21 protein-coding genes are annotated in these 20769 nt (G+C 69.5%); 6 read left to right on the forward strand and 15 right to left on the reverse strand.

Annotated features, from left to right (window positions below; translation table 11 throughout):
• Nucleotides 1-2 precede the first annotated feature (2 nt).
• Entirely contained in the window at nt 3-1958 is a 1956-nt protein-coding gene (locus tag BLR68_RS08865) for a GDSL-type esterase/lipase family protein (protein WP_018187182.1), read from the reverse strand.
• A 152-nt stretch (nt 1959-2110) separates the two neighbouring features.
• On the opposite strand from BLR68_RS08865, the gene BLR68_RS08870 reads away from it, so the two are divergent.
• Complete coding sequence (locus BLR68_RS08870; protein WP_018187181.1) at nt 2111-2710, forward strand: DedA family protein; 600 nt, start codon at nt 2111-2113, stop codon at nt 2708-2710.
• 2 nt (nt 2711-2712) lie between these two features.
• Here BLR68_RS08870 and BLR68_RS08875 read toward each other — a convergent pair whose 3' ends face one another.
• Nucleotides 2713-3357: an FMN reductase gene (locus tag BLR68_RS08875; protein WP_018187180.1), complete on the reverse strand. Its 645-nt coding sequence runs from the start codon at nt 3355-3357 to the stop codon at nt 2713-2715.
• Nucleotides 3354-4550, reverse strand: a complete 1197-nt coding sequence (locus BLR68_RS08880) for an LLM class flavin-dependent oxidoreductase (protein ID WP_028497501.1) — start codon at nt 4548-4550, stop codon at nt 3354-3356. Before BLR68_RS08880 ends, BLR68_RS08875 begins: the two co-directional genes overlap by 4 nt.
• A 142-nt stretch (nt 4551-4692) precedes the next feature.
• Here BLR68_RS08880 and BLR68_RS08885 point away from each other — a divergent pair, with 142 nt between their 5' ends.
• Nucleotides 4693-5805 (forward strand): acyltransferase family protein, encoded by a 1113-nt coding sequence (locus BLR68_RS08885; protein WP_018187178.1) that lies wholly within the window; start codon nt 4693-4695, stop codon nt 5803-5805.
• Here BLR68_RS08885 and ald read toward each other — a convergent pair.
• Nucleotides 5778-6887: an alanine dehydrogenase gene (gene ald, locus BLR68_RS08890; protein ID WP_018187177.1), complete on the reverse strand. Its 1110-nt coding sequence runs from the start codon at nt 6885-6887 to the stop codon at nt 5778-5780. The genes BLR68_RS08885 and ald overlap by 28 nt on opposite strands.
• A gap of 126 nt (nt 6888-7013) precedes the next feature.
• Between ald and BLR68_RS08895 the strand changes: the two genes are divergently transcribed.
• A complete protein-coding gene (locus tag BLR68_RS08895) occupies nt 7014-7517 on the forward strand; it encodes an Lrp/AsnC family transcriptional regulator (RefSeq protein ID WP_018187176.1) in 504 nt (167 codons plus the stop codon).
• 59 nt (nt 7518-7576) lie between these two features.
• Nucleotides 7577-8587, forward strand: coding sequence for an isopenicillin N synthase family dioxygenase (locus BLR68_RS08900; RefSeq protein WP_018187175.1), 1011 nt, complete (start codon nt 7577-7579; stop codon nt 8585-8587).
• Between the two features lie 96 nt (nt 8588-8683).
• On the opposite strand, the gene rpsO is transcribed toward BLR68_RS08900, so the two are convergent.
• The 4 genes from rpsO to BLR68_RS08920 all read right to left on the reverse strand — a co-directional run bounded on the left by rpsO (nt 8684) and on the right by BLR68_RS08920 (nt 11486).
• Nucleotides 8684-8953, reverse strand: a complete 270-nt coding sequence (gene rpsO, locus BLR68_RS08905) for a 30S ribosomal protein S15 (RefSeq protein WP_018187174.1) — start codon at nt 8951-8953, stop codon at nt 8684-8686.
• A 167-nt stretch (nt 8954-9120) separates the two neighbouring features.
• Nucleotides 9121-9489 (reverse strand): FKBP-type peptidyl-prolyl cis-trans isomerase, encoded by a 369-nt coding sequence (locus BLR68_RS08910; protein WP_018187173.1) that lies wholly within the window; start codon nt 9487-9489, stop codon nt 9121-9123.
• 41 nt (nt 9490-9530) lie between these two features.
• Nucleotides 9531-10094 carry a YceI family protein gene (locus BLR68_RS08915; RefSeq protein ID WP_018187172.1) on the reverse strand — a complete coding sequence of 188 codons (564 nt, stop codon included), beginning with the start codon at nt 10092-10094 and terminating at the stop codon, nt 9531-9533.
• A 234-nt stretch (nt 10095-10328) separates the two neighbouring features.
• The gene (locus BLR68_RS08920; RefSeq protein WP_018187171.1) at nt 10329-11486 is read right to left on the reverse strand and encodes a PrsW family intramembrane metalloprotease; all 1158 of its coding nucleotides are present in this window, start codon (nt 11484-11486) and stop codon (nt 10329-10331) included.
• A gap of 64 nt (nt 11487-11550) precedes the next feature.
• Between BLR68_RS08920 and BLR68_RS08925 the strand changes: the two genes are divergently transcribed.
• Complete coding sequence (locus tag BLR68_RS08925; protein WP_018187170.1) at nt 11551-12414, forward strand: fumarylacetoacetate hydrolase family protein; 864 nt, start codon at nt 11551-11553, stop codon at nt 12412-12414.
• Nucleotides 12415-12478: 64 nt separating this feature from the next.
• Here the strand turns inward: BLR68_RS08925 and BLR68_RS08930 are convergent, their stop codons facing one another.
• The 7 genes from BLR68_RS08930 to BLR68_RS08960 all read right to left on the reverse strand — a co-directional run bounded on the left by BLR68_RS08930 (nt 12479) and on the right by BLR68_RS08960 (nt 18467).
• Nucleotides 12479-12931: a DUF4190 domain-containing protein gene (locus tag BLR68_RS08930; protein ID WP_018187169.1), complete on the reverse strand. Its 453-nt coding sequence runs from the start codon at nt 12929-12931 to the stop codon at nt 12479-12481.
• A 78-nt stretch (nt 12932-13009) separates the two neighbouring features.
• A complete protein-coding gene (locus BLR68_RS08935) occupies nt 13010-14467 on the reverse strand; it encodes an aspartate ammonia-lyase (RefSeq protein WP_018187168.1) in 1458 nt (485 codons plus the stop codon).
• Between the two features lie 66 nt (nt 14468-14533).
• Nucleotides 14534-15514 carry an aldo/keto reductase gene (locus BLR68_RS08940; protein ID WP_018187167.1) on the reverse strand — a complete coding sequence of 327 codons (981 nt, stop codon included), beginning with the start codon at nt 15512-15514 and terminating at the stop codon, nt 14534-14536.
• Nucleotides 15511-15900, reverse strand: a complete 390-nt coding sequence (locus tag BLR68_RS08945) for a MerR family transcriptional regulator (protein WP_018187166.1) — start codon at nt 15898-15900, stop codon at nt 15511-15513. Before BLR68_RS08945 ends, BLR68_RS08940 begins: the two co-directional genes overlap by 4 nt.
• A gap of 45 nt (nt 15901-15945) precedes the next feature.
• The gene (locus tag BLR68_RS08950) at nt 15946-16848 is read right to left on the reverse strand and encodes a phosphodiesterase (RefSeq protein ID WP_018187165.1); all 903 of its coding nucleotides are present in this window, start codon (nt 16846-16848) and stop codon (nt 15946-15948) included.
• Between the two features lie 36 nt (nt 16849-16884).
• Nucleotides 16885-17220, reverse strand: a complete 336-nt coding sequence (locus tag BLR68_RS08955) for a hypothetical protein (RefSeq protein WP_018187164.1) — start codon at nt 17218-17220, stop codon at nt 16885-16887.
• Nucleotides 17217-18467 (reverse strand): inorganic phosphate transporter, encoded by a 1251-nt coding sequence (locus BLR68_RS08960; protein ID WP_018187163.1) that lies wholly within the window; start codon nt 18465-18467, stop codon nt 17217-17219. Before BLR68_RS08960 ends, BLR68_RS08955 begins: the two co-directional genes overlap by 4 nt.
• 185 nt (nt 18468-18652) lie before the next feature.
• Here BLR68_RS08960 and BLR68_RS08965 point away from each other — a divergent pair, with 185 nt between their 5' ends.
• Entirely contained in the window at nt 18653-20752 is a 2100-nt protein-coding gene (locus BLR68_RS08965; protein ID WP_018187162.1) for a S9 family peptidase, read from the forward strand.
• Nucleotides 20753-20769 lie beyond the last annotated feature (17 nt).

The raw sequence follows: 20769 nt of genomic DNA on the forward strand, positions 1-20769 counted from the left end.
GGTCACGACCTCGGCAGACCGGCCCGCCCCGACGCTCGACCGACCAGCACGTAGTCCGGCACCTTCGCGGTGAGACCGTCCCCGGCCGTGCGCCCCCGCAACCGCCGCCACATCCACGGGAGTGCGTCGCGACGCAGCCACGAGCCCGGCGACGTCGGGTCCTCGTCGACGTGGAAGGCCTCGTCGAGGTCGGCGAGCGCGTCCGCGTGCGGCACGCCGAGCGCTTCCGCCGCGCGGTACGCGACGTAGCGGTGCCCACGGGAGCGCAGGTGCACCTTGTCGTCGGCCCACAGGTCGACGCGCGCGAGCTCGGTCTCGTCGGCGAGGTCGAGGAGGATCGCGCCGGTGCGCGCGGCGACCTGACGGAGGCGGGCGTTGTACATCGCGAAGCGGCGCGTGAACACGCGTGCGGCGACCCGGTCGGGCAGGAAGACGGTGGCCAGCAGGACGTCGGACCCGGCGTCGCGCAGCCGGGTCACGGCATCCTCCACCCGGGCGGCGAGCGCGACCGGGTCGCAGGTGATCCGCACGAGGTCGTTCGCGCCGATCAGGACGGACACCAGGTCGGGGCGCATCCCGAGGCACCGCGGCAGCTGCTCGTCGACGAGGTGCGCCACACAGCGGCTCCGGACGGCGAGGTTGGCGTAGCGGAACGGGCGGGCATCGCCGCCGCTGAGGGCCAGCAGGTGCGCCAGCCGGTCCGCCCATCCCCGGAACGCACCCACCGGCATCCGCGACGTGTCGCAGAGGCCCTCGGTGATGGAGTCGCCCAGCGCGACGTACCGGGACCACCTGCGTCGCGGGACGGGAACCGCCGCGTCCGGGCGGGGCCACGCCACGACTCGACGCCCGGCATCCCGTCGGTTGAGGACGGCGGCCCGGTCGTAGTGCTCGAGCAGGCGATCGGCCAGTGCGTCCCAGGTGCGTCCCGAGACCGCCGACCGCGCCGCCTGCGCGAACGCGCGCCGCTTCGCATCGTCGCCGACGAGGTCCACGACGCGGGCACGGAGGTCGTCGGCGTCACCCGGGCGGTAGAGCCAGCCGTCCACGCTGCTGCGGACCAGGTCGACCGGCCCGCCGATCCCGGTCGCGACCACGGGGACTCCGCTGGCCTGGGCCTCCTGGATGGTCTGCCCGAACGTCTCGCTCTCACCGGGGTGGACGAACACGTCGAACGACGCGAGGGCTGTCGCCAGCGCTTCCCCGTCGAGATGCCCGAGGAACACCGCATCCGGCAGGAGCTGTTCCAGCGCCGGTCGAGCGGGGCCGTCGCCGACGATGACGAGGCGGATGCCGGGAGTCCCCCGCAAGGCGACGAGATCCTCGACCTGCTTCTCGGGAGCGAGTCGGCCGACGTACCCCACGATCACCTCGCCGGGGGCGATGCGCGCACGCCATGCGTCGTCACGGCGCTCCGGGGTGAAGCGCTGCCCGTCGACCCCGCGGCCCCACAGCGCGACGCGGTCGATCCCGAGCGCGTGGAGCTGGGAGTGCGCCGCCGCAGAGGGCGCGAGGGTCAGCGTCGCCCGCCGGTGGAGCCGTCGCACCTGCGCCTCGGCGAGCGCGGTCGCCTGGGGCAGACCGTATCTCGCGGCGTAGGCGATCACGTCGGTCTGGTACACGGCGACGCTCGGCAGCCGCCGGGACTCTGCGGCGAGCACGCCCTGCCACCCGAGGAGGAACGGCGAGGCGAGGTGGACCACGTCGGCGCCGAACCGCGCCAGGTCGCGGGCGATCGACGCCGCGGGCGGCACGGCGACGCGGACCGCCGGGTAGCGGGGCAGCGGGAAGGAGGCGACGGCGCGGCCCGGCATCCCGAGCTCGTGGCGCCGGACCCCGGGAGCGACGACGAACACGTCGTGCCCGCGACGCTGGAGGTGCTCCCGGATCTGCAGGACGGATCCGGTGACCCCGTTCATGTGCGGGAGGAAGGACTCGGTGATGACCGCGACTCTCACACGACCAGGGTGCCGGTGCGGAGGACTCCGCCGGGGCTTCGAAGGGCCCGATCGCGGAGTGTTCATCCGCCCCTCCCGGTACGGTCACCGCCGCGTCGCCATCCGTCCCCCCGTTCGCGCGGCGTTCACCGGACGCTGGTACGCAGAAGCCTGTGATCGGCGATCTCCTGACGAGTCTGGCCTCGAGCCCGTGGGCCCTCCCGGCGCTGTTCGCCCTCGTCCTGGCAGACGCGGTTCTCGTCGTGATACCCGGTGAGGTGGCCGTCACGGCGACCGGAGCGCTCGCCGCGGCGACCGGCACTCCCCCGCTCGCCGCCGTCGTGGCTGTCGCCGCCCTCGCCGCCTTCTGCGGGGATGCGCTGTGCTACGCCGTGGGCCGTGTCGCGGGAGTGGAACGGTGGCGGTGGATGCGGCACCCCCGCATCCGATCGGCGTTCGCCTGGGCGGGGTCGCGTCTCGCGCGCAGCACGGCGACCGTGGTGTTCACGGCCCGGTTCATCCCGTTCGCGCGCCTGGCCGTCAACCTCACGGCCGGCGCCACCCGGGTGCCGGTAGGCCGTTACTTCGCGGCGGTCGCGGTGGCGGCCACCGCATGGGCGCTCTACCAGGCCGTCGTGGGCGCCGCGATCGGCGCGCTCCTGCCCGGAGACCCGGTGATCGCCGTCATCGTCTCGATCGCCGTCGCGATCGCCCTCGGGCTGGTCATCGACGCCGCGGCGGCCCGCCTGTCGGGCCGCCGCGCGCGTCGCTGAAGTCACTCGCCGGACAGACCGCCCAGCAGGTGTCCGAACGATCCGCCCTTGCCGAGGTAGGACTCGGGGTCGAAGGGGTCGAGAGCGTCCTCCGCTGGGCGCCGGGTCACGGCATCCGCCAGTTCCCGGGCGCCGCGCTCGATGCGCGCCGACAGCGGCGACACGTCGTCCGCGCGCGCGCCCCAGTCCGACGACGCGGCGAAGACACCGGTGGAGACGGCCTCGGCGTGCAGATAGGCGAACAGCGGCCGGATCGCATAGTCGATGGCGAGCGAGTGACGGGCCGTGCCGGCGTTCGCGCCGATCAGCACGGGCTTGCCCTGCAGGGCGTCGGGATCGAGCACGTCGATGAACGACTTGAACAGCCCCGAGTAGCTCGTCGAGAAGATCGGCGTCACGACGATCAGCGCGTCCGCCGAGACCACCGTGTTGATCATGGTCTCGAGCGCGGGCGGCGCGAAGCCGGTCAGCAGGTTGTTCGTGATGTCGTGCGCGTACTCGCGCAGCTCGAAGGTGTCGACGGATGCCTCCACCCCCCGCTCGCGCAGGTCCGCCAGCACGGCGGCCGAGAGCTTGTCGGCCAGCATGCGCGTCGACGAGGGGTTCGAGAGCCCCGCCGACACGACGGCGATGCGACGGGCGGTCATCGCGCACCACCCAGACCGAACGCGGCACCGACGGGCGTCGGGGTGTCCTGGTAGGGGCTCGGACCCGACAGGTTGTCGCCGCGGTTGGCGCGGGGACGTGCATCGCGTGCGGGACCGTCGCCGTACGTGGCCGCGACGCGCGCGGCGTGCGTCGGCGCGTCGGGCACGATCGCCGGGCGATCCTTCGCGAGCTCCTTCCGGAGGACGGGGACGACCTCGCCGCCGAGGAAGTCGAGCTGCTCGAGGACCATCTTGAGCGGGAGTCCGGCGTGGTCGACGAGGAACAGCTGCCGCTGGAAGTCGCCGAACAGGTCGCGCATCCCCGCATAGCGGTCGATGACCTGCTGCGGCGAGCCGACGGTCAGCGGCGTCATCTCGGAGAAGTCCTCCATCGACGGACCGTGGCCGTAGACGGGGGCGTTGTCGAAGTACGGGCGGAACTGCGCCTTGGCGTCCTGCGAGTTCTTCGCCATGAACGCCTGTCCGCCGATGCCGACGATCGCCGTCTCGGGGGCGCCGTGACCGTAGTGCTCCCAGCGCTGGCGGTACAGACCGATGAGGCGCTGATAGTGCTCGGCGGGCCAGAAGATGTTGTTCGCGAAGAATCCGTCGCCGTAGTAGGCCGCCTGCTCTGCGATCTCGGGCGTGCGGATCGAGCCGTGCCAGACGAACGGCGCCACTCCGTCGAGGGGACGGGGTGTGGAGGTGAAGCCCTGGAGGGGGGTGCGGAACTTGCCTTCGAAATCGACGACGTCCTCGCGCCACAGCTTGTGCAGCAGAGCGTAGTTCTCGATCGCGAGGGGGACGCCCTGACGGATGTCCTTGCCGAACCAGGGGTAGACCGGGCCGGTGTTGCCGCGGCCCAGCATGAGGTCCATGCGGCCGCCCGAGAGGTGCTGCAGCATCGCGTAGTCCTCGGCGATCTTCACCGGGTCGTTCGTGGTGATGAGCGTCGTGGAGGTCGAGAGGATCAGGCGCTCGGTCTGCGCGGCGATGTACGCGAGCGTCGTGGTCGGCGAGGACGACCAGAACGGCGGATTGTGGTGCTCGCCGATCGCGAACACGTCGAGGCCGACCTCTTCAGCGTGCTTGGCGATCTCGACGGTCGCCGAGATGCGCTCACGCTCGCTGGGCGTGTGACCCGTGGTCGGGTCCTGCGTGATGTCGGTGACGGTGAAGATGCCGAACTGCACCCCGGGCCAGCTGGCGGCGCTGCTGGTGTCGCTCACGATGTCTCTCTCGATTCCCGGACGGTTCGCGCCCGATTCATGCAAGTGAATGTACCGGAGTCAACGTCTCAGTGTCCACGTTATTCCCGCCGGTACGGTGGCCCGAATGAGCACCCCCGGCCGCACCCGCCGCGTGCCCATCTGGGACAACGCCCGGGCCGCCTGCATCCTCCTCGTCGTCCTCGGTCACGCGATCCAACGCCTGACCTACGACTCCGACATCGCACAGAGCATCTACTACCTGATCTACGCGTTCCACATGCCGGCCTTCGCGCTGATCTCTGGGTACTTCTCCCGGTCCGATCCGCCGAGCCGGCGTCGGATGGTCCGCATCCTCACCGACATCGTCCTCCCCTACGTCATCTTCGACGGGCTCTGGACCCTCACGAAGCTCGTCGTCGAGGGACGCACCGACCCGAACCTCACGCAGCCGTCGTGGACGCTCTGGTTCCTGCTCGCCCTCGCGATCTTCCGCCTCGTGCTCCCCTACCTCGCACTCCTCCGGATGCCGCTGCTCTGGACCCTCGTCGTCTCGATCTCGGTGGGGTACCTCCCGAACGTCGATTCCACGCTGTCCCTCTCGCGGACCCTCGGCCTGCTGCCCTTCTTCACCCTCGGCTGGTGGCTGCACCAGCGCGGATTCCTCGAGCGGCATCGACTCCTCGAGCGGCGGCGCACGTCGCTCCGCCTCGCCGCCGGCGCCATCCTGGTGGCGGCCGGCGTCTGCGCGTGGCTCTTCGTCGACGATTTGCGGACCATGGGACTCGGCCGATGGCTCTTCTATGAGGAGGACTACGCCGACCTCGGCGGCACGCAGTGGTGGGCGGGCGGCATCCGCCTGCTGCTGATGGCGGCCGCACTCGTGCTGAGCGTGGCGTTCTTCGTCCTCATGCCGCGTCGGGAGTACCGCTGGACGGCCGTCGGGCACGCCACGATGTACGTGTACCTGCTGCACTCCTTCGCGCTGTATCCGCTGCGCGAATCGGGGATCCTCCGCGGCCTCGACCCCACGTGGCTGTGGCTGCCCCTCGTCGCCGTCCTGTCGGTGGCGATCACGGCAGCCCTCGCCTCGACGCCGGTGCGCCGCATCTTCCGGCCGCTCGTCGAACCGCGGCCGGGATGGCTCTTCGCCGATCCCGGCCTCGTGGGGTCCGAGGGCAGCCGGCGCGAGCCGACAGGATCGCGCCGCCCTCAGACCGCGACGACCGCCGGCTCGTAGTCGAGCCCGAACGCCGCCGCGACGCCCTCGTTGGTCACGCGACCGCCTCGGACGTTGAGGCCCTTGGCCAGAGCGGGGTCGGCTGCAGCAGCGGCATCCCAGCCGCGGTCCGCGAGCGCCGTCAGGTAGGGCAGGGTCGCGTTCGTGAGTGCGCGCGTCGACGTCTCCGGCACCGCCCCGGGCATGTTGGCGACGCAGTAGTAAACCGCGTCGTGCACCGCGAACGTTGGGTCGTCGTGCGTCGTGGGCCGCGAGCCCTCGAAGCACCCGCCCTGGTCGATGGCGATGTCGACGAGCACCGCGCCCGCCTTCATACCGGCGACCATGTCGAGCGTCACGAGCTTGGGCGCCGCCGCCCCCGGGATGAGGACCGATCCGATGACGAGATCGGCGGATGCCACCTGCTCGGCGACCTCGAAGCGGGTGGAGGCGCGGGTGTGGAGGCCCGCGTAGCGCTTCTCCAGTTCACGCAGACGCGGCAGCGACACGTCCAGGACGGTGACGTCGGCTCCCATGCCGAGAGCGTTGGCCGCCGCGTGCTCGCCCGCCACTCCGCCGCCGATCACGACGACCTTCGCCTTCGGCGTGCCGGCCACACCGCCGAGGAGGGTGCCGCGGCCACCGGCCGCGCTCATGAGGGTGTGCGCACCGACCGTGATCGAGATGCGACCCGCGACCTCGCTCATCGGGGAGAGCAGTGGGAGTGCCCGGTCCGCCGTCTGGACGGTCTCGTAGGCGACGGCGGTGGTCCCCGCGGCGATGAGGGCGTCGGTCAGGGGCCGATCCGCGGCCAGGTGGAGGTAGGCGAACAGGGTGAGGTCGTCGCGCAGGTGCGGGTACTCCGCCGCGATGGGCTCCTTCACCTTGACGACGAGCTCCGCCCGCCCCCACGTCGAGGCCGCATCCGGGGTGATGACCGCACCGGCGGCGGCGAACGCCTCGTCCGCGATCCGCGAGCCGGCGCCGGCGCCCGACTGCACGAGCACCTCGTGACCTCCCGCGACGAGCGCGTCCACCCCCGCGGGGGTGATGGCCACGCGGTTCTCGTTGTTCTTGATTTCCGTAGGGATGCCGATGCGCATGGCGTCACGCTCCTCGTCAGCGAGTGATGTGCGAAACATCCTGCAGAAGATTCGTTACGAGCAGGTGACAGTCGAAGATCCTTCGGCGAAAATGATTCAGCACCCCCGAAATGAGGATGAATCCCCGTGAGCACGTCTGATCCGACGAAGAATCATCGGCCTCCCGCCGACCTGGACGATGTGGACCTCGCCATCGTCGACGAGCTCGCGGCCGACGCCCGGCTCACGAACGCCGAGGTCGCCGCGCGAGTCGGAGTCGCGGCATCCACCGCCCATGCGCGCACCCGCGCGCTCGTGGAGCGCGGCGTGATTACCGGCTTCCACGCGAGCGTGGACCAGCGGGTCGCGGGCGCTGGCCTGCAGGCGATGGTGCACGTGACGCTGCGCCCGGGCTCCCGTCACGAGAGCATCACCGAGTTCGCACACGAGGTGCGCGGTCTCCCCCAGGTGATCCAGATGTTCTTCCTCGGCGGGTCCGACGACTTCCTCATCCACATCGCCGTCGCCGATTCCAGCGATGTGCGCGCCTTCGTCGTCGAGCACCTCTCCGCGCAGCGCAGCGTCGCGAACACGCGCACGAGCATCATCTTCGACTACCACCGCAACCGGGTCGCGGCTCCGTTCCACTGAGTCGGTAACCGCTTGAAACAATGCGCCGACCCCCTGAAACCTCTGCTTATCCTCGGACCATGCCTGTCCAGAGCCTCCCCGTCCTCGACCTGTCCCGCCTCGATGAGGGGCCGGATGCTGCGGAAGAATTCCGAGCCGATCTGCGCCGCGCGACCCACGAGGTCGGCTTCTTCTATCTGACCGGCACCGGGGTCTCGCCCGAGCTGGAGGATCGCCTCCACCGCGCCGCGCGCACCTTCTTCGAACTCCCCGACGAGGCGAAGCTCGAGATCGAGAACATCAAGAGCCCGCACTTCCGCGGCTACACGCGCATCGGCGGCGAGCGGACGCAGGGGCTCGTGGACTGGCGCGAGCAGATCGACATCGGACCCGAGCGCCCGGCGGTCGAGGACCCCGACGCTCCCCCCTACACCGCCCTCGTCGGACCCAACCTGTGGCCGAGCGCCCAGCCCGAGCTCCGTGAGATCGCCGAGGAGTGGACCGCGATCCTGTCGGCGGTGGGGCGGAAGCTGCTCCGCGCCTGGGCAGAGGCCCTCGGCGCACCGGAGACGTACTTCGACGACCACTTCGGCGAGGCGCAGACCCTGCTGAAGATCGTCCGCTACCCGGGCTCCAGCGCCCCGGAGCCTCAGCAGGGCGTGGGAGCGCACAAGGATGCCGGCGTCCTCACCCTGCTGTGGGTCGAGCCGGGGAAGGGCGGCCTGCAGGTCGAGAAGGACGGCGACTGGATCGACGCTCCCGCGGTGCCCGGATCGTTCGTCGTGAACATCGGCGAACTCCTCGAGCATGCGACCGGCGGCTACCTCACGGCGACGAACCACCGGGTCGTCTCGCCGCGCGCCCCCGAGGATCGCATCTCGGTGCCGTTCTTCTTCAACCCGTCGCTCGACGCGGAGCTCCCCGCGATCGAGCTGCCCGCCGAGCTCGCGGCGCAGGCCCGCGGGATCTCCAACGACCCCCGCAACCCGATCCACGGTCTTCACGGCGAGAACGCCCTGAAGTCGCGGCTGCGGGCGCACCCGGACGTCGCAGAGATCTGGCACCCCCACCTCGTCAGCGCGCGCGTCTGACCGGCAGAGACCGTCCGGGAACGATGAAGGCCGCCCCACACCGTGGGGCGGCCTTCTCAAGAATGTTCTGCGCGATTGAACGCTGGCAGCGATGCCTTATCGACGGAGGCCGAGGCGCTCGATGAGCGAGCGGTAACGGTTGATGTCGACGTCCTGGAGGTAGCCCAGGAGACGGCGGCGCTGACCGACGAGCAGGAACAGCCCACGACGCGAGTGGTGGTCGTGCTTGTGCTCCTTGAGGTGCTCGGTGAGGTCCTTGATGCGCTGCGTCAGCATCGCGACCTGCACCTCGGGGGATCCGGTGTCACCGGGGTGCGTCGCGTACTCTTCGATGATCGCCTTCTTGACGTCTGCTTCCAGTGCCATAGGTGATCCCCTTCCTCTTCGTTGCGCGGCGCCCGACGCCTGATGCGAGGGCTCTCTTTATCCGCGGCCGATCGAACGGCAACCACAGGAGTCTACAGGACGAGGCGCCCCGCAGACGACCGAGGGCCCGGCCGCCGAAGCGACCGGGCCCTCGTGTGCGATGCGTCTCAGCCGACGGCGAGCAGATCGATGATGAAGATCAGCGTCTTGCCGCCGAGGAAGTGGCCGCCGGCGGGACCGTAGGCCAGGTGCGGCGGGATGACGAGCTCACGACGTCCACCGACCTTCATGCCCGGGATGCCGTCCTGCCAGCCCTGGATGAGGCCGCGGAGCGGGAACTGGATGCTCTCGCCGCGGTTCCAGGACGAGTCGAACTCCTCGCCGGAGACGTATTCGACGCCGACGTAGTGGACGGTGACGGTGTCACCGGGCTTCGCCTCGGTGCCGTCGCCCTCGATCAGGTCGCGGACGACGAGGTCGGAGGGTGCGGCTCCCTGAGGAGCGTCGATCTCGGGCTTGGTGCGGTCTGCAGTCATGAGTCCATCCAAACCGAGCGGCATCCGGTGGTCAAACGCACTCAGGCCTGGATCGAGCCCTGGAGGTCGAGCTCGATCGTGACGTCCTTGCCGACGAGCACGCCGCCGGTCTCGAGCGCGGCGTTCCAGGTGAGACCGAAGTCCTCGCGGTTGATGACGGTCTTGGCCGTCGCGCCCGCCTTGTAGTTGCCCCACGGGTCGGTGCCGAAGCCGCCGAAATCGACCTCGAACGTCACGGGCTTCGTGACGTCCTTGATGGTCAGGTTGCCGTCGACGAGGAAGTCGCCGTTCTCGATGCGCACACCGGTCGAGGCGAAGGTGATCTCGGGGTAGGTCTCGACATCGAAGAAGTCGGCGCTGCGGAGGTGACCGTCACGGCCCTCGTCCTTGGTGTCCAGCGACGCCGCGTCGACCTTGGCGTCGAGCTTGGCCTCGAGCGGGTTCTCGGGGGCGATCAGGGTCGCCTCCTTGACGTTGAAGTGGCCGCGGACCTTGGAGATCATCATGTGGCGGACGCTGAAGCCCACCTCGCTGTGCGACGCGTCGAGGATCCAGGTACCGGCCTTGTAGCCGGGGATGTCGAGGGTGGCGGTGGAGTCGGTCATGATCGTCCTTCGTGGAGGGGTTCCGGCACGCGCCGGCGGTCAAGAGGGCGAAACGTCGCCGCGTCCGATCCTATTCCCGTGAATGAAGATTCGCCGGTGCGCGGACCCTCTTGACACCGCGAGGAGGCGGCGGGATCATTTCTGTACACCAACTCAGCGCCCGGAAGACTCGCAGGCATCGCCGCGGCACCGGGCGCTGAGTCTTTCTCCGGCCGCTGGTTCCCTGCGGCCGTTTCAGCCGACGAGCAAATCCCGCCGTGCCCGGGTAGCGCGTTCGAGGTAGACCCTCTCGTCCGCCGCGGCGCGCGGATCGCGTCCGCCGATCACCCGGTGGCGGGCGGCCGCGAGCGCGGTCGCCTCGACGATGAAACGCCGCATCGCTGCTGACCGGTCGCCGGGCAGGGAGCGCGCCCACGTGACGGCTCGCGAGCGTCCACGTCCGGTCGCGAGCATGTCGACCTCCGCCGGTGAGAACCATCCCGCGACCGCGTAGTCGCCGAGGCACGTGCGGGTGAGCCGCGCCTCTTCGCGCCGGAGCAGCACGACGCCGACGATGAAGAGGATGAACAGAGGCATCTGGAAGGTCGCGTAGAGCACGAAGAAGTCGGCGAACACCGCCGATCCGTTCCAGAGCGCGTGCAGTCCGATGGCTCCCCCGAGACCCACCGCCCATGGTCCGACCGCCGCTGCGCCCCATACGCCCCGGCGTGCGGCACGCCCCAGCGCGTACCCCGTGACGGCCGTGAACATCACGTGCGCGAACGGCGAGAGGATGCCACGGAGGAAGAACGTGTAGGCCGCGCTCTCGGCCCCACCCGTGACGAGGCTGTCGGCGAAGTAGAGGATGTTCTCCGTGAACGCGAAGCCCGCACCGACGAGCGCCCCGTAGACGACACCGTCGACAGGGCCGTCGAAGGCACGCCTCGCGGCGACGAAGATGAGCAGGACTCCCGCGCCCTTGGCCACCTCTTCGACGATCGGCGCCTGGAGGACGGCGGAGACGGTGTCGGGAAGGCCCGGCGCGACCAGCGTGATGACGAGGTCGACCCCGAGCGCGATGACGACGGATGCCACTGCTCCCCATGCGAGCGCGAGGACGACGAGGCCGCGGGGTTCCGGCTCCCACTGGTCGATCATCCTGATGGCGACGAGGACGAGGACCAAGGGGATGAGGGCGAGGAGCCCCGAGACGATGGAGGCCGCCGCACCGAGGAACGCCAGGAAGTAAGCCGCCAGGCCGAGCGACGCGACGGCGAGGACGGCAGCCACGATCCAGAGGATCACGCGGCCGCCCGTCGGTGCGGGGACGGGGAGGTCGGGCCGCGGTGGGGCCGGCGGCGGAGCGGCGGGCGTCGCACGCGCGGGTTGTGCGAGGGGCGACGGGAACGACATGCGCTCAGCCTAGGGGCGGCCCCCGATCGTGCCCCGCCGCAGTCGAGGGCGATACCCTGGACCAATGCGCTTCGCCCACGTTGTCCCTGACGGAGTAGACGAGCCGCAGCTGGTCCTGGTCGAAAAGGACCGTGCCGCCCTGGTGTCGCAGCTCTTCGACGGAGCACCGTCGCGTCTTCAGCCGCTCATCGAAGGAGGCGACGCCCTCCTCGACCGCGTTCGGGAGAGCGCTGCGACCGCCGAGTGGATGCCGCTCGGCGACCCCGTCTTCGCCTCGGCGGTACTCGACACCCCCATCACCATCGCGATCGGGCTGAACTACTCGGCCCACTCGAGCGAACTCGGCCTCAAGGCCGACGCGGCGCCCACGGTCTTCATCCTGTGGCCGGGCTCGCTCTCGGGTCACCGTCAGACGACGACCTGGCCGCGCTCGCTCAGCCAGTCCGTCGACTACGAGGCGGAGCTCGGCGTCATCATCGGGGCGCCTGCCCGCGACGTCGCCCTCGAGGATGCCCTCGACCACGTCTGGGGCTACACCGTGGTCAACGACATCACGGCCCGCGACATCCAGTTCTCCGAGGCGCAGTGGTCGCGCTGCAAGTCGTTCGACGGCTTCACCCCGACGGGACCGTTCGTCGTCACCGCGGACGAGATCCCCGACCCGCAGGATCTGCACATCTGGGCGATCGTCGACGGGAAGATGGTGCAGGACGCCTCGACCGACCAGATGATCCACCCCGTGGCGAAGCTCGTTGCGTTCCTGTCGCAGTCCGCGACCCTTCTGCCGGGAACCCTGATCTCGACCGGCTCCCCAGGTGGCGCGGGCTATTCGCGCGACCCGCAGATCTTCCTCCGCGACCGTTCCACCGTGACCGTCGGAGTGGACGGGATCGGCGAACTGACGACCTTCTGTCGCATCACCGACTGAGACAACGCGAGTCAGCAAGAAGCGGCGGTCACCCGAGGGTGGCCGCCGCTTCTTGTCGCGCAGGTCAGTTGTTGAGCTGCGACTGGTCGAGCTGGTCGCAGGGGATGGTCTGGCCGAGGTACTCGACGACACCAGATCCACCAGCGACACAGTTGGTCTGGTACTGCTGGTACAGATCCGCGGTGGAGTTCGCGAAACTCGCGACGACGACCACGATGATGATGATCGCGATGATCATGAGGACGATGCTCACGATGATCGCGGCGATCGCGAGACCGTTCTTCGTGCCGGCCTTGCGGCTCTGCACCAGCGCCACGATGCCGAGGATCAGACCGATGAGCTGGGTTCCGGGGATGATCGCGAGGATCAGGGCGACGATCGCCATCGTGCGCCCCGGGACGGGGCCGGCAGCCGGAGCGCCGGCGTTGTACTGCGGTGCGTTGCCGTAGGCCGGCGCCTCATATGCCGGCGGCGCGGGCGGGATGTTCTGCGAGTTCGGCTGGTTGGGGTCGGTCATGTGAAGTCCTTCAGGTCGCTGATGGGCCGGGATACGACCCCGACGCTAGCGTCCGGCGTTCTCTCAGACAACCCGCAATCACGGACCCTCCACGGCACCCGGTTTTGTGATAATCGGAATCGCTCGGGTGACCGCCTGAAGCCCCGACAACCGTGCCGGCGAGAGCTGCTTGTCGACCTCGTCACGCGACATGAGCCCGGCCTCCACGACCAGGTCGCCCACGTTCCGCTTTGTCAAGAGCGCGGTCTTGGCGAGCGCGGCCGCGGCGGTGTAGCCGATGAACGGCGTCAGCGCCGTGATGACGCCCACGGACGACCCGACCATCGTGCCGAGGCGTTCGCGGTTGGCGGTGATGCCGTCGACGCAGTTGACGCGAAGGGTGCGCATGCCGCGCCGCATCCATGTGATCGACTGGAAGATCGAATGCGCGATGACCGGTTCGAACGCGTTGAGCTGCAGCTGTCCGCCCTCGACGGCCATCGTCACCGTGAGGTCCGCACCGGCGACGGCGAACGCGACCTGGTTGACGACCTCGGGGATGACGGGGTTCACCTTGCCGGGCATGATGCTCGACCCCGCCTGTCGAGGCGGCAGGTTGATCTCGCCGAAGCCCGCCTGCGGCCCGCTCGAGAGCAGGCGCAGGTCGTTGCTGATCTTCGACAGCTTGATCGCGTTGCGCTTGAGCGACGACGAGAACGACATGAAGGCGCCCGTGTCACTGGTGGACTCGACGAGGTCTTCGGCCGTCTCGAGGTCGAGCTCGCTGATCTCGCGCAGGTGCCGCAGCACGGCACGTGAGTAATCCGGGTGGGTCGTGATCCCGGTGCCGATGGCCGTCGCACCCATGTTGATCTCGTAGAGGAGGTGCGCGTTCTCGCGGAGACGGTGGTGGTCCTCCCCCAGCGTCGTGGCGAAGCCGTGGAACTCCTGCCCGAGGGTCATGGGGACGGCATCCTGCAACTGCGTGCGTCCCACCTTGAGGACGTCGTGGAACTCGTCGGCCTTCTTCAGGAAGGACTGCCGCAGCAGGTCCAGCTCCTCGAGCAGCGACTGCAGGTCGAGCCCGAGCCCCACCTTGATCGCCGTCGGATAGACGTCGTTGGTGGATTGGCTGCGGTTGGTGTGGTCGATGGGCGAGAGGAACGCGTAATCGCCCTTCTCGCGGCCCGCCATCTCGAGCGCGATGTTGGTGATGACCTCGTTCGCGTTCATGTTGGTCGAGGTTCCGGCGCCGCCCTGGATGACGCCCACGACGAACTGGTCGTGGAACTCGCCGTCGATGACGCGCTGGGCCGCCTGGTCGATGAGATCGGCGCGGGATGCGTCGAGCGCCCCGATCTCCTTGTTGGCGCGCGCGGAGGCCTGCTTGACCATCGCGAGGGCGACGACGAGGTCGCGGTAGACCGAGATCGGTCGCATCGAGATGGGGAAGTTCTCCAGCGCTCTCGCCGTGTGGATGCCCCAGTAGGCGTCGGCGGGGATCTCCATCGATCCCAGGGAGTCGGATTCGGTGCGCGTCGTCGCGTCAGATGCCATGTGCGGTGTCCTCGTGGGTCACAGGGGTGCAGGGATGGATCGAGCCTATCCCCGCACCCCTGGACCTCAGCGGTTCACGCTGGACATGTCGGCATAACGATCCCCGACCGCGGGCGCGACGTCGCCGAGACGACGGAGCTGGTCATCGCTCAGCGTCAGATCGGCGGCGGCGATGTTCTCCTCGAGCCGCTCGAGCTTGCGCGTACCGGGGATGGGGACGATGTCCTCCCCCTGGGCGAGCAGCCACGCGAGGGCGACCTGTGCGGGTGTCGCCTCGACCTCGGCGGCGACGCCCTCGATCACGTCGACGATGCGCAGGTTGGCGGCGAGCGCCTCGTCCTCGAACCGCGGGTTGCTGCGACGGAAGTCGTCGTCGTCGAGCTGATCGGCCGACCGGATGGCGCCGGTGAGGAAGCCGCGTCCGAGCGGCGAGTACGGGACGAAGCCGATGCCGAGTTCGCGCAGTGCCGGCAGCAGCTCGGCCTCGGGATCGCGGGTCCACAGGGAGTACTCGGTCTGCACCGCTGTCACGGGGTGGACCGCGTGCGCGCGACGGATCGTGGCGACGGATGCCTCCGACAGCCCGTACCCGCGGATCTTGCCCTCCTGCACGAGCTCGGCGAGCGCGCCCACGGTCTCCTCGATGGGGACGGCGGGGTCCATGCGGTGCTGGTAGTACAGGTCGATGCGGTCGGTCTGCAGACGCTGCAGCGATCCCTCGACCGAGCGCCGGACGTTCTCGACGCTGCCGTCGACCCCGGAGCGGCCGTCCGGGTGACGCACGATCCCGAACTTCGTGGCGAGCACGACCTCATCCCGGCGGCCCGACTGGGCGAGCGTCTTCCCGAGGAGCTCCTCGTTCGTGTGAGGTCCGTACATCTCCGCGGTGTCGAGCAGGGTCACACCGCGGTCGAGGGCGCCGAGGATGGTCCGCTCGCCCCCGGCGTCATCCTGGCCGGCACCGGTGTAGAACGCGCTGATGCCCATGAGGCCGAGGCCGATGCGGCCGACCTGCGGTCCGTGGGCTCCGAGAATGGTGGTCTTCATGAGGGGCTGATCTCCTTGTCGTAGATGTCGATCTTGTGGTCGATGGCGGCGAGGCTCAGGGTCACCTCGTCGAGCTGGCGGCGAACGACCTCGCGATGCTCCACCAGCAGTCGTCGCCGCTCGGCGACGGTCGATTCCCCATCACGCACGAGCTCGGTGTAGCGGCGCATGGTGGCGATCGGCATCCCGGTCCACCGCAGCCGTGCCAGGAAGCGGATCCAGGCGAGATCCGCGTCGGAGTAGCGCCGGTGGGATGACGAGGCCCGGTCGACGGGCTGGAGCATCAACCCGGCGCGTTCGTAATAGCGCAGGGTGTGTGCGCTCACGCCGGTGGCATCGGCCGCTTCGGCGATCGAGGCGCCGGCGGAGCCGGAGAGGAGGGTCATGCCTTCACGGTAGAACTTCGAGCGCGCTCTAAGTCAAGCGGGCGCTCAGGAAGGTTTGCGCGAGAACGCCTCGAGCCGCTCCTGGGGGCTGAGCGCGGCCATCCTCTCGACCCACTCGGCGGAGAAGTAGTCGCCGGTCGGGGCGTCGACGACGGGCACGACCGTGTGGGTGATCGTGTCGTCGTACACGTGAACGAGGTGGAAGGACTGCGCGGCATCCATTCCGTTGACCTCCGTCGCGGGACGCTGCAGATTCATCGTGTAGCAGGTCGCCGATGCCACGCTGACGGGGATGCCGGCGAAGGTGCCGTTCGTCGAGTAGTGGAGGTGGCCGGCGAGGATGCCGCGCACGTCCGTTCCCTCTATGACCTCGGCGAGGGCGTCCTGATCGCGGAGCTCGAGGATGTCGAAGAACGGGATATGGCTCGGCAGTGGCGGGTGGTGCAGCGCGAGGAGCGTGCCGAGCGGGGCGGGCTCGGCGAGGACGCCGCGGAGCCACTCGCGCTGCGCCGCATCGATCTCGCCGTGGTGCCATCCGGGCACCGTCGAGTCCAAGACGATGAGCCGCAGCCCGTCGAGGTCGTGCACGGCGGTGATCGGCTCGAGCGATCCGGGTTCGTCGAAGAGTCCCTCTCGCATCGCCGGCCGTTCGTCGTGGTTGCCTGCGACCCAGACGACGGGCGTGCCGAGCCGTTCCGCCACGGGCTCCACGAGCTCGCGCAGCCGTCGGTAGGCGTCGGGCTCGCCGAGGTCCGTGAGGTCACCCGTCACGACGAGGGCATCGGGACGGATGCCGGTGCGCTCGATCGCCGCGAGGGCGGCCGCCGCTCCTCCGGTCGAGTCGTACGCGCCGCCGAGCCGACGGTCGCCGGCCAACAGGTGCGTGTCGCTCAGATGGACGATCGAGCGGAGGGCGGGCGCGTGCCGGCCGAAGGAGACGGACTGCATGCCGTCAGCCTATTGACCGCCGCGGACGGCGCGCGATCAGTGGTTGAAGAGGATGAGCAGGAGGCCGCCCAGCACGACGAGGCCGCACACGGCGAAGGACGCGTAGGCGCCGATCAGGGCGACACGCTTCTGCGCGACGCTGAGCGGGTTCTTCTTGGCCGCCTTCTTCGCGGCCTTCGCGGCGCGCTTCTGCTCCTTCGGCGTCATCACCGTCAGCGCGTCCGTGAAGGTCGCCGGGATGACCACCGGAACCCGTCCGGCGCGCACGAGCAGGCGCAGCCCGACGGCGTAGAACGACACGACGACCGACGCCGCGAGGAGCGCGGCGACGAAGACCTGGACGAAGGCGAGCCAGTCGATGGTGAGGTTCATCGGGCGTTCTCCTCATCGGATGCGGCGGCCGCCTGAGCGACGCGCTGCTGGCGGCGGGTGGGCGGCGGTTCCTCGGTGAGGTCCACGGCGGCACCGGAGTCGGCGACCTCGCTCATCGCGTTCGCCGCGGTGATCTCGTTACGCCGCGAGCGCAGGAAGATCGCGAGGACGATCGCGACGGCGATGACCGCGCCGATGATGACGCCGATGAGTTCGCCGACGCCCTGGCCGAACAGGTTCTCGAACCCGACGATGAGGAACGCGGCGAGCGCCCCGACGATGCCGGCAGCGGGGAGGGTCAGCACCCAGCCCACGGTGATGCGCCCGACCGTCCCCCAGCGGACGATCGCGCCGCGGCGTCCGAGACCCGAGCCGATGACGGAGCCCGAGGCGACCTGGGTCGTGGACAGTGCGAAGCCCAGGGCGCTCGAGGCGAGGATCGTCGAGGCGGTGGATGCCTCCGCCGAGAAGCCCTGCGCCGGCTTCACGTCGGTGAGGCCCTTGCCGAGGGTGCGGATGATGCGCCAGCCGCCCATGTAGGTGCCGAGGGCGATCGTGAGCGCGCAGGCGAAGATGACCCAGAGCTGGGGGTCCGACTGGGTCTGCCAGCCGACCGTGATGAGGGCGAGGGTGATGACACCCATCGTCTTCTGCGCGTCGTTCGTGCCGTGGGCCAGCGCGACCAGCGAGGACGTGAAGATCTGCCCCCAGCGGAAGCCGTCGCGTCCGTCAGGCTTGTTGTCGTAGCGGCGGGTCACGACGTAGGCGATCTTGGTCGCCACGAAGGCGATGATCCCGGCGGTGAGGGGGGCGATGAGCGCCGGCAGGACGACCTTCGAGAGCACGACCCCCGTGTCGATCGCACTGATCGAGGCACCGACGATCGTCGCCCCGATGAGGCCGCCGAACAGGGCGTGCGACGAGCTGGAGGGGAGACCCAGGAGCCACGTCAGCATGTTCCAGGTGATGGCGCCGATGAGGCCGGCGAAGATGATGGCCGGGAAGATCGACTGCGAGAGCTGATCTTCGCGGATCATGCCGCCCGAGATCGTCTTGGCGACCTCGGTGGACAAGAAGGCGCCCACGAGGTTCAGACAAGCCGCGAGGAGGACGGCGACCTTGGGCTTCAGGGCACCCGTCGCGATGGGCGTGGCCATCGCGTTCGCGGTGTCGTGGAAGCCGTTGGTGAAGTCGAAGAACAGTGCCAGTGCGATGACCAGGACGACGATGAGTGCTGCGGTTTCCACAGTTCGCTTTCCGTCGGGAATCGGGGGAACGGGTGCCGCGGCGATCGGCGTTGCGAACGAAAAGTTCACCCAGACGTCATCAGCAGTTCAGTCGGGCCTGGAAAATCCTCGCACAGGTTCCGCCACGGCATAACCCGCGCGCGCCCGCGAGGGTCGGTTAGCGTGGTCGGGTGACTTCCGAAGCCGTGACGCCGCCCGTCGCCGACCGCCGCCCCCTCACCCGGACCCACCACGGCGACGCCGTCTCAGATCCCTACGAATGGCTGCGCGCGAAGGACGACCAGGACGTCATCGGCCACCTCGAGGCCGAGAACGCGTACACCGACGAACGCACCGCTCACCTCGAGGAACTCCGGGGCCGCCTCTTCGACGAGATCAAGGGACGCACCCTCGAGACGGATCTCTCGGTGCCCTCGCGGCGCGGCCACTGGTGGTACTACGGCCGGACGGTCGAGGGCAAGCAGTACGGGATCAACTGCCGAGCGCCGATCAGCGACCCGGACGACTGGACCCCGCCCGTCCTCTCCCCCGAGACCGAGGTCCCCGGCGAGCAGGTCCTCCTCGACGGCAACGTCGAAGCGGACGGGCACGACTTCTTCTCCCTCGGCAGCCTCGACGTCTCCAACGACGGCACGCGCCTGCTCTACGGCGTCGACGTCGCGGGCGACGAGCGCTACACCCTCCGCATCCGCGACCTCGCGACCGGCGACGACCTCCCCGACGTCGTGGAGAACACCTCCTCCGGCGCCGTGTTCTCCCCCGACGGTCGTCACGTCGTCTACACGACGGTCGACGACGCGTGGCGTCCCGACACGGTCTGGCTGCACGAAGTGGGGACGGATGCCGCATCCGATCAGGCGATCTTCACCGAGCCCGATGAGCGCTACTGGGTCGGAGCGGGCTTCACGCGAAGCGACCGCTACCTGGTGATCGGGGTCGGCTCGTCGATCACGTCCGAGGAGTTCCTGGTTCCCGCCGACGACCTCACCTCCGAGCCGCGCTCGGTGTGGCCGCGGCGCGAGGGCGTCGAGTACTCGCTTACCCACGCGGTCGTCGACGGCGAGGACGTCCTCTACATCCTCCACAACGACGGCGCGCTCGACTTCGAACTCGTCCGCGTCGCGGCATCCGACCCCACCGGCGACCGTCACGTCGTCCTGCCCCACCTGCCGGGCCGGCGCCTGCTCGACGCCTCGGCCTACCGGGACTGGGCGGTCGTCGAGTACCGGCGTGATGGCCTGGCGCGGGTCGGCATTCTGGATTACGCCACCGACGAGGTGCGTGAGATCGGCTTCGACGAGCCGCTGTACGCGGTCGGCGCGAGCGGGTCGTCGGAGTGGGCACCGCCGGTCATCCGGCTGGGCTACGCCTCGTTCACCACCCCCGGCACCGTCTACGACCTCGAGGTCGCCACGGGCGAACTGCTGCTGCGCAAGACCCAGCCCGTCCTGGGCGGCTACGACCCCGCGGATTACGGCCAGGAACGCGTGTGGGCCGTCGCCGACGACGGCACCCGCATCCCCGTGTCCCTCGTCTGGAAGCGCTCGTTCGGAGAGCCCGGCGTCTCGCCCCGACCACTGCACCTGTACGGCTACGGGTCGTACGAGCACTCCATCGAGCCCGGATTCTCGGTGGCGCGCCTGTCGATGCTCGACCGCGGCGTGATCTTCGCCATCGCCCACGTCCGCGGCGGCGGGGAGATGGGCCGGCAGTGGTACGAGGAGGGCAAGCTCCTCCGCAAGCGCAACACCTTCACCGACTTCGTCGCCGTCGGGCGCCATCTCGTCGCCGAGGGCTACACGTCGCCGGACCGGCTGGTCGCCGAGGGCGGCTCCGCCGGCGGGCTTCTCATGGGCGCCGTCGCGAACCTCGCCCCGGACCTCTTCGCCGGCATCCTGGCCGGGGTGCCCTTCGTCGATGCGCTCACGACGATCCTCGACCCATCCCTCCCCCTCACCGTCATCGAATGGGACGAGTGGGGCGACCCGCTGCACAACGCGGACGTGTACGCCTACATGAAGTCGTACACGCCGTACGAGAACGTGCAGGAGGGGGTCCGCTATCCCCGCATCCTCGCGGTGACATCCCTCAACGACACCCGTGTTCTATACGTCGAACCGGCGAAGTGGGTGGCACGTCTGCGCGAGGTCGGTGCGGACGCGCTCCTCAAGTGCGAGATGGTCGCCGGACACGGCGGAGTGAGCGGCCGGTACAACTCGTGGCGCGAGCGCGCCTTCGAGCTCGCCTGGCTCCTGGACGTGATGGGACTCGCGGAGAACGGCTGATCGTCGCGATTCCGGCG

The organism is Microbacterium sp. 77mftsu3.1 (assembly GCF_900100525.1).
GTDB classification, from domain to species: Bacteria; Actinomycetota; Actinomycetes; order Actinomycetales; family Microbacteriaceae; genus Microbacterium; species Microbacterium aquilitoris.

What these genes read in the sequence shown, in the direction of transcription:
- BLR68_RS08875 (WP_018187180.1), bottom strand. Translation starts at nt 3,357, where the DNA reads ATGACCGCCCGTCGCATCGCCGTCGTGTCGGCGGGGCTCTCGAACCCC.
- BLR68_RS08885 (WP_018187178.1), top strand. Translation starts at nt 4,693, where the DNA reads ATGAGCACCCCCGGCCGCACCCGCCGCGTGCCCATCTGGGACAACGCC.
- ald (WP_018187177.1), bottom strand. Translation starts at nt 6,887, where the DNA reads ATGCGCATCGGCATCCCTACGGAAATCAAGAACAACGAGAACCGCGTG.
- BLR68_RS08900 (WP_018187175.1), top strand. Translation starts at nt 7,577, where the DNA reads ATGCCTGTCCAGAGCCTCCCCGTCCTCGACCTGTCCCGCCTCGATGAG.
- rpsO (WP_018187174.1), bottom strand. Translation starts at nt 8,953, where the DNA reads ATGGCACTGGAAGCAGACGTCAAGAAGGCGATCATCGAAGAGTACGCG.
- BLR68_RS08910 (WP_018187173.1), bottom strand. Translation starts at nt 9,489, where the DNA reads ATGACTGCAGACCGCACCAAGCCCGAGATCGACGCTCCTCAGGGAGCC.
- BLR68_RS08915 (WP_018187172.1), bottom strand. Translation starts at nt 10,094, where the DNA reads ATGACCGACTCCACCGCCACCCTCGACATCCCCGGCTACAAGGCCGGT.
- BLR68_RS08920 (WP_018187171.1), bottom strand. Translation starts at nt 11,486, where the DNA reads ATGTCGTTCCCGTCGCCCCTCGCACAACCCGCGCGTGCGACGCCCGCC.
- BLR68_RS08925 (WP_018187170.1), top strand. Translation starts at nt 11,551, where the DNA reads ATGCGCTTCGCCCACGTTGTCCCTGACGGAGTAGACGAGCCGCAGCTG.
- BLR68_RS08930 (WP_018187169.1), bottom strand. Translation starts at nt 12,931, where the DNA reads ATGACCGACCCCAACCAGCCGAACTCGCAGAACATCCCGCCCGCGCCG.
- BLR68_RS08935 (WP_018187168.1), bottom strand. Translation starts at nt 14,467, where the DNA reads ATGGCATCTGACGCGACGACGCGCACCGAATCCGACTCCCTGGGATCG.
- BLR68_RS08940 (WP_018187167.1), bottom strand. Translation starts at nt 15,514, where the DNA reads ATGAAGACCACCATTCTCGGAGCCCACGGACCGCAGGTCGGCCGCATC.
- BLR68_RS08945 (WP_018187166.1), bottom strand. Translation starts at nt 15,900, where the DNA reads ATGACCCTCCTCTCCGGCTCCGCCGGCGCCTCGATCGCCGAAGCGGCC.
- BLR68_RS08950 (WP_018187165.1), bottom strand. Translation starts at nt 16,848, where the DNA reads ATGCAGTCCGTCTCCTTCGGCCGGCACGCGCCCGCCCTCCGCTCGATC.
- BLR68_RS08955 (WP_018187164.1), bottom strand. Translation starts at nt 17,220, where the DNA reads ATGAACCTCACCATCGACTGGCTCGCCTTCGTCCAGGTCTTCGTCGCC.